This is a genomic window from Mycobacterium sp. (assembly GCF_046330795.1).
Lineage (GTDB): Bacteria > Actinomycetota > Actinomycetes > Mycobacteriales > Mycobacteriaceae > Mycobacterium.
The window spans coordinates 346,557-360,355 of the sequence record NZ_JAXLSA010000001.1 but is presented as its reverse complement, the minus strand read 5'-3'; the positions used below and the strand labels follow the sequence as shown (position 1 = coordinate 360,355).

11 protein-coding genes and 1 pseudogene are annotated in these 13,799 nt (G+C 69.5%); 7 read left to right on the top strand and 5 right to left on the bottom strand.

The features are described from left to right. Nucleotides 1-2: 2 nt before the first annotated feature. Together U0R18_RS01745 and U0R18_RS01740 are read right to left on the bottom strand one after the other, a co-directional pair. Complete coding sequence (locus U0R18_RS01745) at nt 3-755, bottom strand: enoyl-CoA hydratase/isomerase family protein (protein WP_526365325.1); 753 nt, start codon at nt 753-755, stop codon at nt 3-5. Nucleotides 756-772: 17 nt separating this feature from the next. Beyond that, on the bottom strand, nt 773-1,483 hold the full coding sequence (locus U0R18_RS01740; protein ID WP_526365323.1) for an EthD domain-containing protein: 711 nt from the start codon (nt 1,481-1,483) through the stop codon (nt 773-775). Nucleotides 1,484-1,515: 32 nt separating this feature from the next. On the opposite strand from U0R18_RS01740, the gene U0R18_RS01735 reads away from it, so the two are divergent. Beyond that, entirely contained in the window at nt 1,516-3,492 is a 1,977-nt protein-coding gene (locus tag U0R18_RS01735; protein ID WP_526365321.1) for an FUSC family protein, read from the top strand. Here the strand turns inward: U0R18_RS01735 and U0R18_RS01730 are convergent. Both U0R18_RS01730 and U0R18_RS01725 read right to left on the bottom strand, forming a co-directional pair. Beyond that, entirely contained in the window at nt 3,479-4,471 is a 993-nt protein-coding gene (locus U0R18_RS01730) for an ABC transporter ATP-binding protein (RefSeq protein WP_526365319.1), read from the bottom strand. The genes U0R18_RS01735 and U0R18_RS01730 overlap by 14 nt on opposite strands. Nucleotides 4,472-4,474: 3 nt before the next feature. Beyond that, nucleotides 4,475-5,524 (bottom strand): ABC transporter permease, encoded by a 1,050-nt coding sequence (locus U0R18_RS01725; protein WP_526365317.1) that lies wholly within the window; start codon nt 5,522-5,524, stop codon nt 4,475-4,477. A gap of 106 nt (nt 5,525-5,630) precedes the next feature. Here U0R18_RS01725 and U0R18_RS01720 point away from each other — a divergent pair, with 106 nt between their 5' ends. The 4 genes from U0R18_RS01720 to U0R18_RS01705 are packed head-to-tail and all read left to right on the top strand — an operon-like array spanning nt 5,631 to nt 9,636. Beyond that, the gene (locus U0R18_RS01720; protein WP_526365315.1) at nt 5,631-7,193 is read left to right on the top strand and encodes a regulator; all 1,563 of its coding nucleotides are present in this window, start codon (nt 5,631-5,633) and stop codon (nt 7,191-7,193) included. Between the two features lie 22 nt (nt 7,194-7,215). Continuing rightward, nucleotides 7,216-7,929 carry a rhomboid-like protein gene (locus tag U0R18_RS01715; protein ID WP_526365313.1) on the top strand — a complete coding sequence of 238 codons (714 nt, stop codon included), beginning with the start codon at nt 7,216-7,218 and terminating at the stop codon, nt 7,927-7,929. After that, nucleotides 7,853-8,332, top strand: coding sequence for a nucleoside deaminase (locus tag U0R18_RS01710; protein WP_526365311.1), 480 nt, complete (start codon nt 7,853-7,855; stop codon nt 8,330-8,332). The genes U0R18_RS01715 and U0R18_RS01710 overlap by 77 nt, the downstream gene beginning before the upstream one ends. Then, on the top strand, nt 8,329-9,636 hold the full coding sequence (locus tag U0R18_RS01705) for an alpha-amylase family protein (RefSeq protein WP_526365309.1): 1,308 nt from the start codon (nt 8,329-8,331) through the stop codon (nt 9,634-9,636). Before U0R18_RS01710 ends, U0R18_RS01705 begins: the two co-directional genes overlap by 4 nt. 7 nt (nt 9,637-9,643) lie before the next feature. Here the strand turns inward: U0R18_RS01705 and U0R18_RS01700 are convergent, their stop codons facing one another. After that, nucleotides 9,644-10,093: a DUF1810 domain-containing protein gene (locus tag U0R18_RS01700; RefSeq protein ID WP_526365307.1), complete on the bottom strand. Its 450-nt coding sequence runs from the start codon at nt 10,091-10,093 to the stop codon at nt 9,644-9,646. A gap of 207 nt (nt 10,094-10,300) precedes the next feature. Between U0R18_RS01700 and U0R18_RS01695 the strand changes: the two are divergent. Further along, a pseudogene (locus tag U0R18_RS01695) lies at nt 10,301-12,385 on the top strand (adenylate/guanylate cyclase domain-containing protein). Beyond that, nucleotides 12,385-13,788 carry a mechanosensitive ion channel domain-containing protein gene (locus U0R18_RS01690; protein ID WP_526365305.1) on the top strand — a complete coding sequence of 468 codons (1,404 nt, stop codon included), beginning with the start codon at nt 12,385-12,387 and terminating at the stop codon, nt 13,786-13,788. The pseudogene U0R18_RS01695 and the gene U0R18_RS01690 overlap by 1 nt, the downstream one beginning before the upstream one ends. Nucleotides 13,789-13,799 lie beyond the last annotated feature (11 nt).

The following is a 13,799-nucleotide window of genomic DNA, read 5'->3' as shown; positions in this document are numbered from 1 at the left end:
ACTCACCGGTTGAAGTCGGCCAGCGCCGCCGCGTTGTCGGCGCCGCCCATCAATTCCGCGAAGCAGGCGTTCTCCCGTGCGCGGGCCGCGTCGATCTCCGGCCGCACCGGATCGGTCATCGTCCGCTTCACCGCCAGCAGGCTCGACAGCGGCCGGGACGCCAGCACCGCGGCGTGCCGGTAGGTCTCGGTCATCAACTGCTCGGGCGGGCAGACCTTCCACACCAGGCCCATCTCCCTGGCCTCCTGGGCGCCCACCCACTCCGACGACAACAACAGCCACGCGGCGTTCTGCCGTCCGATCAGCTGCGGCAACAGATACGACGACGCCGCCTCCGGGGCCACCCCGAGGCTGGTGAACGGGCACTTGAGCCGCGCGTCGTCGGCCATGAAAGCCAGATCGGCGAAGCCGAGGATCGTGGTGCCGATGCCCAGCCCGAGTCCGTTGACCGCGCAGATCAACGGTTTGGGGAACGCGGTGAGCGCATCGACCAGCGCGATGAAACCCGTGCCGTAGTCGCCGGGAAAGTTGTCCGGGTCGGCGATGTACGCCTGCATCTCGGCCAGATCGGTGCCGGCCGAGAACGCCCGGCCGGTGCCGGTGACCACGACGACGGACACCTCGGGATCGTCGGCGGCGGCGCGCAGTGCCGCGGTGGTCGCGTGATAGAGGTCCTCGTTGAACGCGTTGAGCGCCTCGGGCCGGTTGAGGGTGAGCGTGCGCACCCGGTTCTCGTCGGCGATGTTCAGCGTCACGGGGGCAGCCTAATCAGTCACGCCGGGTCCGCGAACGGCGAGCGCAGGACATAGCGGCTCGTCGGCACCGTGTCGATGTTCGTACTGGCCCCGAACGACGACGTACTGGCCACCATTCTGGACATCCGGTCGGCCAGATCCGCGTCGTCCGCGGCGCCGAAGAACGCCGACAGATCGCCGACCGCCTCGATCGGGAACAGCTCCTCGACGATGGCCGCGAACGGCGGCGCGTCCGGCGTCAGCGCTCGCACCACTTCGTTCTGGGTGTACCCGAAGGTGGACTGGGTCTCGATGGCCACCGACGTGTGCCCGAGATGCCAACGGCTGCGCCAGGTTTCGGCGTCCAGATCGGCCGGGCGGCGCAGCAGCGCCACATTGGCCAGCCCGGGCGTGCGGGCACCCGGCGCGTCGCGGTGCGGCAGCGGCACCGACTCGGTCACCAGGTAGGCCGCCACCGCGCCGGCTTCCGCCGCCAGGATGTCCAGCACCGCGCGCAGCTGATCGCCGTAGCACTGCTGGGTCCACACGCTGACCACCGCGGTGACGGGCGGGTCGAGAACCGTCAGTGTCATGAGCGACGCGCGAACCTCGGCGTCCTTGACGTTGACCGTTAGTCCGGGCACGCCCAGGTCGAGCAGGCGCTGTGCGACGGGACCCCGCAGCCGGGCGCACCACGCGTCGTCGGCGGCGCCGGGATCTCTGCGGACCAGCACGATCACTTTCTCCACAGTTCGTGAACGTACCGGCAATAATGACGCCCATGTGGGACGGCCTCGCCCTGCGGCCGCCAACAGTGTCGTGGCCCTATGTCGGTGAGGTGTTCCGCAGCCTTGTCGGTGTTCTGCTGGCGGCGCTGGCGGCCTGGCACTGGGCGCCGATCGGGGTCGCGGGCATGGCGGTTGCCGCCGTGGGCGGGGCAGCGGTTGCGGGCGCGGTCGCGCTGCACGACAGTCCACACGCCCGCGTGCCGCTGGTGATCGGCGTGGCACTGGGAATCGGGATGACCGTCCTCGTCGGTGCGCTGACGTCGGGTTCGAACCCGGCGTTCCTGATCGTGGTGGTCGCCGCCTGCCTGTCGGCCGGGATGTGCTGGGCCATCAGCCGCAACGCCGGGCTGGTCGCGACCGCCTCCTGCGTGGTGCTGGTGACCTGCCCAGCTGCCCCGGACGGTGGGTCCGCGCTGCGCGCCGCGGCGCTGGCGACCGCCGCCGGACTGCTCCAGGTCGTGCTGGTGGCGGCCTGGCCCCGGCAGCGCTGGAAGGCTCAGCGGCGCGCCCTGCAGGACGCCTACGGCTGGGTGGCCCGCGGTGCCCGCCGACTGGCCGACGAACCGGATGCCGAACTGGACGCCACTGCACTGTTCGACCTGCGGGCCGCCTACGTCCTGACCGAGAGCCAGGCCCGTCGCCGGCCCCCGGCGCACCGCGGCCTGCATGCGCTGCCCGAACGAATCACCATGACGCTCAACGTGTTACGTACCGAACCGGCCAGCCCGGCCCTGCGGGACACGTTGCTCGCCGGCGCCGACGCCCTGGACGCGTTGTCCGGCACCGACCGGGCCGGCCGGGCGGGCGCCCAGGCAGCACTGCGCCGGCTCGGCGAATCAGCGGTCGCGCTCGCCGGACCGTCGGGCTCCTCGACCGCCGCCGACCGGTTCCGCGGCCAGGTCGACGAAGCCTGCGCACTGCACTTCGCCGGTGTGCCCGGCCTCATCGGCGCGGAGCGGGCGGCGCGGGCCGCGATCATCGACCAGCTGTCCGGGAACTCCCCGATCCTGCGCCACGCGCTACGGCTCGCGGTCGCCACCGGGGTGGGTGTGGCGCTGGCCCGCGGGATCGGGCTCGGCCATGGCGAGTGGATCGCGCTGACGGTGCTGCTGGCACTGCGGCCCGAAACCGCGCACACATACACCCGGTGCATCAGCCGCGTGGTGGGCGTCCTGGCCGGCGTGCTGGTGGCGACCATCCTGACGGGCCTGCTGGAACCCGCCGGTCCACTGGCCGCCGTACCGGCCGTGATCGCGTTGGGGCTGTCGTACGGGCTGGCCGGCCTGGGCGCCGTGCCGATGACCGGCGCACTGGCCATGGGCATCGTGTTCCTGCTCGACATCCAGGGCTCCGTCGACAGCGCCGACCTGAGTCAACGACTCGTCGCGGTGGTCCTCGGCGGTGGCCTGGCCGTGGCCAGTCATGTGGTGTTGCCGGACCGGTCGATGGTGCGGCTGCGGCAACGGGCCGGCGAGCTGCTGAAGGCCGAGATCGACTACGCGGCAACGGTGATCCGTGGTTTCGTCCATCCGATTCCGCACGCGGCCAGCACCCTGAACACCGCCTGGCAGCGAGCCGTCCGGGCCCGGTCGGCGTTCGAGGCGGCCAGCGGCAGCCTGCGGGCCGAGGCGCCGGAGGTCCGGCGCTGGCTCAGCTCCTACCGAGCCGCCCTCAACGCCGTCACCGGCGCGTGCGTCGCCCTCGAGGACAAGGTGGCCGCAGCGCATCCGGAACGGCTCGACCCACGCTTCGTGGTGGCCGTCGACGACTACGTCGACGCACTGCGCGGTGAACCCCCCACCGCCGGGCAGCCGTGGATCGTCGACGCGCGCCACCTGTCCGAAACCGATCAGCAGCTGCGCGACGCGGCCGGACTCCTCGAACGACAGGACACCGCGCAGCGGGTGCTGCTGACCGAGACCGAGACCATCACCCGCTACCTGCTGGGGCTCGACGTCAGTCGACGCTGATCGTGCGGTGCTCGATCAGCTCGTGAATACCCCTGGCACCCAGGCGTTGCCGGAACTCCTTGACGGTGTACCCGATCAGGGTGCCGTCGGTCAGCGCACGCACGGTCGCCGACCGGGGCAGGCCGAACAGCGGTCCGATCTCGCCGAAGTACTCCCCCGGGCTGGCCGTGGACAGCGTCTCGGAGCCGCCGTCGGGCAGTTCGCGGATGATCTCGAACTCACCCGCGGACACGACATAGATCAGATCGCCCATCGTGTTCTGCGCGAACACCGTCGCACCGGCGCTGACCTCGACCGTCTCCGGCGCGCGGTCGGTGCTGGCCAGCGCGGGGACCAGTTCCACCACCCGGTCGGCCAGCGGCAGCATCCGGCTGTCGTGGGTGGCCACCACCACCACCCGGTCGTCGTCGGCGAGCGCCCGGATCAGCCGCAGCACCTCCTCCACCTGGATGAAGTCCAAATGCGCGGTGGGTTCGTCGGCCAGGATCAGCGGCGGATCCAGCGCGATGGCGCGGGCGACGGCGACCCGCTGCTGCTGCCCACCGGACAGATCGCCGGGCCGGTGGTGCATCCGCTGCGACAGGCCCACCCGGTCCAGCAGTTCCACGGCGCGTTTGTGCGCGGCGCGGTGACTCATCCCGGCCGCGCGCATGGGCACCATGACGTTCTCCGCCGCCGTCAGACTGGGGACCAGGTTGAAGGCCTGGAACACGATGCCGACCGTGTTGCGCCGGTACACCGTCAGGCTGTGCGCGTCCAGCGCGGTGACGTCGATATTGCCGGCGCGGATCACGCCCGACGTCGGTTTCAGGATCCCGCCGATGCAGGACAGCAGTGTCGTCTTGCCACATCCGCTGGGGCCCAACAGGATTGCCAGACAACCGGCCGGCACGTCGAGATCCAGGCCGGCGATCGGACGCACCGCCTCGGCGCCGCTGCTGTATTCGACCACCAGGTCGCGGATGCTCAGGTCGCCCATCGGTCACGGTCCCCCGAACGCGAGCGCCGGATCCACCGAGACCGCCCGGCGCAGGCCGGCGCCGCTGGCGATCAGCCCGATCGCAACGGCCACCACCGGCAGCAGCAGGAAGGCCCCCTGCGGAATGTCGACCCGCATCGGGAACAACGGCGCCAGCACCAGCGACAGCACCACGCCCAGCGCCGCCGACAACATCGCGATGATCACGGCCTGCAGCGCCAGCCCGCCCAGGATCGACGTCGTCGACACGCCGACCGCCTTGAAGACCGCGAAGTCGCGAGTACGTTCCAGGGCCGACATGTAGATGATCGATCCCACGATCAGCGCGGCCACCACCCACAGCAGCATCGCCATGATGCTGATGGCGTCGACGGCCACCTTCAGCGGCCGCATGAAGTCATCGACGGCGCCGTGGCGGTCGACGGCACGGTAGCCGTCCAGCAGCCGTTCGGGAGCACCGCGGATGCCGATCGACGAGATCACGGGTTGTCCGCCGAAGAGCAGTCGCTGAGCGCCGGCCACCGTGAGGAACAGGTTGGGCTGCTCGGCCAGCACCGTCGAATCCTCGACGATGCCGACCACTTCCAGGTTGTGCGAAGCGATGTCGAGGTGGTCGCCGATGTTGCGGCCCAGCGTGGAGGACACCGCGATCTCGTCGGCGTTGGCCGGTGGCCGGCCGTGGCTCATGGCGGGCATGCCGGGGCCGTCGGTGGGTGCGCCGAACATGTTCATGGTCCGGGGAGTGCCGTTGTCCAGGGCGGTGATTCCGGCGTAGACCAGTCCGGCGGCCGACTGCACGCCCGGAAGTCGTTGCGCCCGAGCCACATCGGCCTGACCGAACGGCGACGAGCCCAGGAACGGCCCGACCGCCCCGTTCTGGATCAGGAAGTAGTCGATGCCGAACGCGTCGACCGTATTGCGCGCTTCGACCCGAAAGCCGTTGGCCAGCCCCGTGAGCACCAGCGTCATCGCGAAGACGAACGCCGTGCCGACGACGGCGATGATGAAGCGACGGCGGCGCCACTGCAGATCACGCAACGCCGCGGTCAACACCCCTGGAATCTAGCCCGGCGGGCCGTGCGGCAGTGGCTTTTCGGCGCGCGCCACGCGCAGGTCGGCGGTAACCTGCGACGAAATCGACACGCCGGAGGCCAACCCGATGAGCACCGAGACGACCACCGCCCCGTTGTCATGGTGGACCCGCGGCGACACCAACGCCTTCTTCGGTCTGGGCTTCAACATCCTGGTGAACGTGTTGACGCTGACCGGCCTGATGATCGGCGTCGTCCAAGTGCCGGCCGACAATGTGCTGGGCACGGTGCTGCCCGCGCTCGGGGTGGCATTGATCCTGGGCAACCTCTACTACACGTTCCTGGCCCGCCGACTGGCGGCGCGGGAAAACCGTTCCGACGTAACCGCTCTGCCGTACGGGCCGAGCGTGCCCCACATGTTCATCGTCGTGTTCGTGGTGATGCTGCCGGTCTACCTGAAGACCAAGGACCCGCTGCAGGCCTGGTCGGCGGGTCTGGCCTGGGCGTTCATGATCGGCGTCATCGTGATGATCGGGGCGTTCGTCGGTCCGTACATCCGGATGCTGACACCGCGGGCCGCGATGCTGGGCACCCTGGCCGGCATCTCGATCACGTTCATCTCGATGCGGCCGGCCGCGCAGATGTGGGAAGCCGCCTGGATCGGCCTGCCGGTGCTCGCGATCATCCTGATCGGGTTCTTCACCGACGTGAAACTGCCGTTCGGCTTCCCGGTCGGGCTGGCCGCGCTGCTGGTGGGCACCGCGATCGGCTGGATCGGCGGCTATATGTCGGCCCCGGATGTCGGCAAGGCGATCTCCGACATCGCGATCGGGATCCCCGACCTGCGCGTGGACCTGCTCTGGTCGGGGCTGTCGAACCTGGCCCCGCTGCTGGGCACCGCGATACCGCTGGGGGTCTACAACTTCACCGAGGCGATGAGCAACGTGGAGAGCGCGGCCGCCGCCGGCGACAGCTACAACCTGCGCAGCGTGCTGCTGGCCGACGGCGCCGGCGCCGTCATCGGTTCGGCGTTCGGATCGCCGTTCCCGCCGGCGGTCTACATCGGACACCCCGGCTGGAAGGATGCCGGCGGGCGCGCGAGCTATTCACTGGCCAGCGGCGCGGTGATCGGATTGTTCTGTTTCCTCGGGCTTTTCGGCGTCCTCGAGGCGCTGCTGCCGGTACCGGCGATCGTGCCGATCCTGCTCTACATCGGCCTGCTGATCGGCGCCCAGGCGTTCCAGGCCGTACCGCGGCTGCATGCCATCGCGGTGGTGGCCGCGCTGCTGCCGAATCTGGCCCAGTGGGCCAGCGGCCTGATCGACAACGCGCTGAGCGCGGCGGCGACGTCGGCGGACAAGGTGGGCGTGGACGCGCTCAACAGCGCGGGCGTGGTGTACGAGGGGCTGCGGACCCTGGGTGAGGGCGCGGTCCTGGTGGGCCTGATCCTGGGCACCGTGGTGACTTTCATCCTGGACAAGAAGTTCCTGCCCGCGGCGGTGGCCGCGCTGGTGGGTGCGGCGCTGTCGTTCATCGGGCTGATCCATGCTCCGGAGGTGGCCTGGGCGGCCAATCCCCAAGTGGCACTTGGCTATCTGTTCTTCGGCCTGGTGTGTCTGGGGTACTGGTTCCTGCCGGGGGCCCGCGAGCCGGTGGTGCACGATGAGGCCGACCTCGTCGCGGGGCACTGAGCTCCCGTCTACCCTGGGCCAGATGGGCCGAGGACGCGCGGTGTGGCGGTTCATCCGCAGCGCCCCGCTGACGTTCAGCTGGCTGGCGATACTGCTGGCCACCTCGGTGTATCAGCACGTCCTGACCAGGCGCGAGCTGCATGCCGTCCTCGAGCACCAGTCGACCAACCTGCACCATCTGGCGACCGACCCGATCCGGGTACTGTTCGCCAGCCTGCTGTGGATCGACGGCGTGTGGTGGTGGCCGTACCTGCTGATGTACTGCCTGATCCTGGTGCCGGCCGAACGCTGGCTGGGGTCGTTGCGCTGGCTGGCGGTCGGGCTGCTCGCCCACGTGGTGGCGACGTACGTCGGGGAGGGCACGCTGTACTGGGCGATCCAGGAGGCCGAGGCCTCGCCCCGGCTGATCCGCGCCCACGACGTCGGGGTCAGTTACTTCCTGGCCGGGATGCTGGGCGTGCTCACCTACCGGTTCGCGCCACCGTTCCGCTGGGTCTACCTGACCGGCCTGGTCGCGCTGGTCGGGATCGCCCTGGCGGCCGACCCGGATTTCACCGCGATCGGCCACTTCACCGCGGTTCTGGTCGGGCTCGCGTGCTACCCGCTGACGCGCGGACGCCACCCCGTGCTCTGGGATCCGGTGCGTAAACTGCGTTCCTATGTCCTTGACCGACAACGACATCGCCCACCTGGAGCGCTGCGTGGAACTGGCGCGGGAGGCACTGGAGAACGGTGACGAGCCGTTCGGCTCGATCCTGGTGGACGCCGACGGTGCCACGTTGTTCGAGGACCGCAACCGGGTGAAGGACGGGGACGCCACCCGGCATCCGGAATTCGCGATCGCCGCGTGGGCGGTCGACAACATCCCGCCCGTGCGGCGCGTGCGCACCACCGTGTACACCTCCGGCGAGCACTGCCCGATGTGTGCGGCCGCGCATGCCTGGGTCGGGCTGGGCCGCATCGTGTTCGCCACCTCGTCCCAGCAGCTGTCGCGCTGGCGCGACGAGTGGGGCACGCCGCCGTCGCCGGTGGCCGCGCTGCCGATCACCACGGTGGCCCCGCGCATCGTGACCGACGGGCCCGCACCGCAACTCGAGGCGGAGATGAAGCGGCTCTACGAGGCCAGGTTCCGGCCGTGACCGAACCATCCTGGGTGCGGCACGCCATCTGGTGGCACGTCTACCCGTTGGGTTTCACCGGCGCCTTCCCGGCCGCCGAACCCCCAGCGCCGCAGGAGCATCGGCTGCGGCGAGTGACGGCATGGCTCGACCACGTCGTCACGCTCGGGGCGTCCGGCATCGCGCTGGGACCCGTATTCGCCTCGCGCACACACGGTTACGACACCACCGACCATTATCGGATAGACCCGCGGCTGGGCACCGGGGACGATTTCGACGAACTGGCCGAACAGGCGCATGCCAAGGGGTTGCGCGTGCTGCTCGACGGCGTGTTCAACCATGTCGGCACTGACTTCCCGCACTACCGTCGTGCCCTCGACGGGGACGCCGACGCCCGGCGCTGGTTCCGGGGGCACAACGGTGGTTCAGACCGGTTCGCCACTTTCGAGGGCCACGGTGACCTGATCGCCCTCAACCACGACGAACCGGAGGTGGTCGATTACGTCGTGGACGTCATGGGCCACTGGCTGGACCGCGGCGCCGACGGGTGGCGACTGGACGCGGCGTACGCGGTGCCCGGGCGGTTCTGGGCCAAGGTGCTGCCGCGGGTGCGCGAACGTCACCCCGACGCCTGGTTCGTCGGCGAGGTGATCCACGGCGACTACGCGGCCATGGTGACCGAATCCGGTTTCGACGCGGTGACGCAGTACGAACTGTGGAAGGCGACCTGGAGCGCGCTGAACGACGGCAATTTCCACGAACTCGATCACGCGCTGGGCCGGCACGCCGAATTCCTGGAAACCTTTGTGCCCCAGACCTTCGTCGGCAACCACGACGTGACCCGCATCGCCAGCCGGCTGGCCGACCCCCGCCACGTGGCGCAGGCCCTGGTGCTGCTGATGACCACCGGCGGCGTTCCGACCATCTACGCCGGCGACGAGTTCGGGCTGCACGGCGTCAAGGAGGAACGCGCCGGCGGCGACGACGCGGTGCGCCCGGAGTTCGGGGCTCCCCCGATGCCCGTGGACGAGGCGGGTGCGCAACTGTTCGCGCTGCACCAGTTCCTGATCGGGCTGCGCCGCCGTCACGCCTGGCTGCACACCGCCCGCACCACCGCGCTGCACCTGGACAACCGCTGCTACGTGTACGAAACCCGGTGTGGCGACGAATCTCTGGTGGTGGCACTCAGCGTCTCGGACACCCCGGTGTCGGTGCGGCTACCGGCGGCGGCCACCGTGATCGCCGGCAGCGGCGCACCACCCGAGCGGACGCTGACCGATCTCATGGTGCCCCCGCACGGGTGGCGGGTCGCGGCGCCCCTCTGACCGACGCTCAACCGAGCAGCGCCAGCGTCGCCGGATCCTCCCGGCCGTCCGGGTAGCCGGTGTAGAACTGGTCGAGCACCGCGGCGAAGTCGGCCGGGTCGTCGGCAACACGCTCGAACAGCGTCATGCTGCTGCGGACCTTCAGATGGTCCGGGAACCCGAAAATCTCGTCCGCCGAACGCCGTTCGCGTCGCCCGGCGTCCACCAGGATCCGGGCACACTCGCGCAGCCGGGGGCCGAGCACGGGGTGCGCCAAGTAGGCCCCGGCCTCCGCCAAACCGGAGATGCCGAACCGCCGGGCGGTCGGGCTGTGGCCCAGGCCGGCCAGTTGCGGGAAGACGAACCAGATCCAGTGGCTGCGTTTGCGTCCCGACCGCAACTCGGCGACAACCGTCTCGTAGCACCGGTCCTGGGCGGCCACGAACCGGCTCAGCTCGAACGGGTCCGCCGCCGACATACGAACCACCCTGGCATGTCCCGCCCCGGTTCGCCGGGAAAACCCGGTGCAGCGGCTAATGTTCGAGCCGTGACGACGCCCACCGAGGATGCTGTCGAGGCCCCGCCGGACGGCGCCCGCCCGGGCGAGCGGACCCGCCCCGCCGGGCGTTTCCGCGGCCGGCGCCGGCTGCTCTCCTGGGTCAGCATCCAGTCCAAGTTGCTGTTGATGCTCCTGCTGACCAGCGTCCTGTCCGCGGCGATCGTCGGCGCCATCGGCTATCAGTCCGGCCGCGCGTCCTTGCGGGCCGCCGCGTTCGACCGGCTCACCGAGATCCGGGAAGCCCAGACCCGCTTCGCTGACGGATCCTTCAAGGATCTGCAGAACTCCTTGGTGGTGTACACCCGCGGCTCCACCACCATCAACGCGATGCGCGAATTCACCAGGGGCTTCGACGAACTCAACACCGAACCGGCCAAGTACACGGTGACCCCGCAGCAGCAATAGCAGATCGACAACTATTACCGGACCCAGTTCGCACCCCAGGTCGGGAAGGAGTCGGGGATCCAGCTCGACGTGCGCGGGCTGTTGCCGCAATCGAATGCGCAGCGGTACCTGCAGGCCATCTACACCGCGCCGTTCACCACCGAGAACTACTCCATCGACGTCGATGACGCCCACGACGGCAGCACCTGGACCGCGGCGCACGCGAAGTACAACGACTTCTTCCGCGAGATCGTGCGGCGCTTCGAATACGACGACGCGCTCCTGATCGACCCCCGGGGCAACGTCGTGTACAGCGCCTACAAGGGCGTCGACCTCGGCACGAACATCATGACCGGCCCGTACCACGACAGTGATCTGGCCCAGGCGTTCAACAAGGCGATGGCCGCCAATACGGTGGACTACGTCGTCACCACGGATTTCGCCGCCTACCTGCCGTCCTACAACGAGCCCACCGCGTGGCTGATGTCCCCGGTCGGCGAGGGCGGCCGGGTCGAGGGCGTGCTCGCGATGCAGTTCCCCATCACCAAGCTGAACCGGCTGATGACGTTCGACAAGCAGTGGGACCGCTCCGGGATGGGCCGGACCGGCGAGACCTTCCTGGTCGGTACCGACAACCTCATGCGGTCGGATTCCCGGCTCTTCCTGGAGAATCCGGCGCAGTTCAAGCACGACGTCATCGACGCGGGCACCCCGCCGGACGTCGCCGAGGACTCGATCCGATTCGGCGGCACCACCCTGGTGCAGCCGGCCGGTAACGAGGCGGTTCGGCTGGCCCAGCGCGGACAGTCCGGCACGATCATCACCGAGGACTATCTGGGTCAGGAATCACTGCAGTCCTACGCCCCGATGACGGTCTCCAACCTGCACTGGGTGATGATCGCCAAGATCGACACCGCGGAGGCGTTCGCGCCCATCGAGAGTTTCACCAAGAAGCTGGTGCTCTCGACCATGGGCATCATCTTCCTGGTCTGCCTGGCGTCGATGTTCCTGTCGCGGTTGTTCGTCAAACCCATCCACCGGCTCGAGGACGGCGCCCGGCGGATCAGCGCCGGTGACTTCCAGACCACGCTGCCGGTCGAGTCGCGCGACGAATTCGGTGATCTGACCAAATCCTTCAACGAGATGAGTCGCAGTCTGCGGGTCAAGGACGATCTGCTGACCCAGCAGCGCCAGGAGAACGACCGGTTGTTGTTGTCGTTGATGCCCGAGTCCGTGGCGGAGCGGTACCGCCAGGGCGAGGAGATGGTCGCCCAGGAACATCGCGACGTGACGGTGATCTTCGCCGACATCGTCGGCCTCGACGAACTGTCCACCCGCTTGTCCAGTGACGAGTTGCTGACCGCGGTGAACCAGTTGGTGCGCCAGTTCGACGCGGCGGCCGAGAGCATGGGTGTCGAACGGGTCCGCACGATGCGCAGCGGCTACCTGGCCAGCTGCGGGCTGAACGTGCCGCGCCTCGACAACGTCCGGCGCACTGTCGATTTCGCGGTCGAGATGGAAGAGATCGTGGACCGCTTCAGTTCCGAGACGGGCTACGAACTGGCCCTGCGGGCCGGCGTCGACACCGGGACCGTCAGCTCCGGCCTGGTCGGGCGCACCGCCGTCATCTACGACCTGTGGGGCGCCGCGGTCAACCTGGCCTACCAGGCCCAGAGCGGCTCGAGTCAGCCGGGCATCTACGTGACGACGACGGTGTACGAGGCACTGCGGGACAGCGAACGGTTCACCTCCGTCGGTGAGGTCACCGTCGGAGCTCCACCGGACGTCACGACCGAATCGATCTGGCGGCTCGCGGAGCGCTCCTGATGCATTCGGCCCTCTCGTCGTCGTGGTTGCCGTGGGCCATCGGCGTCGGCATCGGCCTGCCCCTGGGGCTGGTGGTGCTGACCGAACTGCACAACGCCCTGCGCCGTCGCGACAGCAACCTGGCCAGGCCGGTGTGGCTGCTGAAGACCTACATCCTGCCGCTGGGCGCGCTGCTGCTGATGATGACCAAGGCCCGGCAGGAAGTCGGCCACGAAACGCCGGTGCGGATCGTCGCGACGGTCTTCGGGTTCGTGGTCATCGTGCTGCTGCTGTCCGGCCTGAACGCCACGCTGTTCCAGGGTGCCCCGGAAGGCAGCTGGCGCAAGCGGATTCCGTCGATCTTCCTCGACGTCGCGCGGTTCGTCCTGATCGCGGTCGGGGTGGCGATGATCTTCTCGGTCATCTGGGGCGCCGACGTCGGCGGGCTGTTCACCGCGCTGGGCATCAGTTCGATCGTGCTGGGCCTGGCGCTGCAGAACTCGGTCGGTCAGATCATCTCCGGGCTGCTGATGTTGTTCGAGCAGCCCTTCCAGCTCGGCGACTGGCTCGACACCCCGGCCGCCCGCGGGCGCGTGGTGGAGGTCAACTGGCGCGCCGTGCACATCGAGACCGGCAAGGGACTCCAGGTCACTCCCAACTCGGTGCTGGCGGGCGCGTCGTTCACCAACCTGAGCCGGCCGGCCGGCGACCACAAGATCACGATCGAGACCACGTTCTCGTCCGCCGACCCGCCCGACGGGGTGTGCGCGCTGCTGGTGCGCACGGCCGCCGCGCTGCCGCAGTGCCGCCCCGACGCCCGGCCCGCCGCAGTCGCCCTCGGCGCCGGCGGGTACCGGACCTCGATCCCGCTGCGCACTCCGGCCGACGACGGCGCCGCCCGCGCGACCTTCAACCGGTGGTTGTGGTACGCCGCGCGACGTGCCGAGTACCACCTCGACGGCGCCGACGACGACTTCGCCACCGAGGAACGCCTGAGCGAGGCACTCCGGGACAGCACCTCCATCCTGCGGTTGACCCCGGCCGATCAGCGCTTCCTGATGGACCGGGTGCGGATGTTCCGCTACGGCGCGGACGAAACCATCCAGCGGGCCGGCACCGTGCCGCTGGCGATGAAGTTCGTGGTGTCCGGGCAGGCCCGGCTGGCCGCCACCGCGCCGGACGGCAGCCTGGTGACGGTGCGCACCCTCGAGGAGGGCGACTTCCTGGGCCAGACGGCGCTGACCCGCGAACCGGTGGCGGCGCATGCGGTGGCGCTCGACGAGGTCACCATCCTCGAGATCGACCGCGACGACGTCGACGAACTGGTGCGGGACAAGCCCGCGTTGCTGCAGGAGATCGGGCGGGCGATCGAGGAGCGGCGCACGGACATGCGCCGGGTGCTGGCGGCCCTGCAGCCGAACTGAGAGGCGACGGG

Coding starts and splice junctions, on each gene's coding strand:
- U0R18_RS01735 (WP_526365321.1), top strand. CDS start 1,516: ATGTGGGACGGCCTCGCCCTGCGGCCGCCAACAGTGTCGTGGCCCTAT.
- U0R18_RS01730 (WP_526365319.1), bottom strand. CDS start 4,471: ATGGGCGACCTGAGCATCCGCGACCTGGTGGTCGAATACAGCAGCGGC.
- U0R18_RS01720 (WP_526365315.1), top strand. CDS start 5,631: ATGAGCACCGAGACGACCACCGCCCCGTTGTCATGGTGGACCCGCGGC.
- U0R18_RS01715 (WP_526365313.1), top strand. CDS start 7,216: ATGGGCCGAGGACGCGCGGTGTGGCGGTTCATCCGCAGCGCCCCGCTG.
- U0R18_RS01710 (WP_526365311.1), top strand. CDS start 7,853: ATGTCCTTGACCGACAACGACATCGCCCACCTGGAGCGCTGCGTGGAA.
- U0R18_RS01700 (WP_526365307.1), bottom strand. CDS start 10,093: ATGTCGGCGGCGGACCCGTTCGAGCTGAGCCGGTTCGTGGCCGCCCAG.
- U0R18_RS01690 (WP_526365305.1), top strand. CDS start 12,385: ATGCATTCGGCCCTCTCGTCGTCGTGGTTGCCGTGGGCCATCGGCGTC.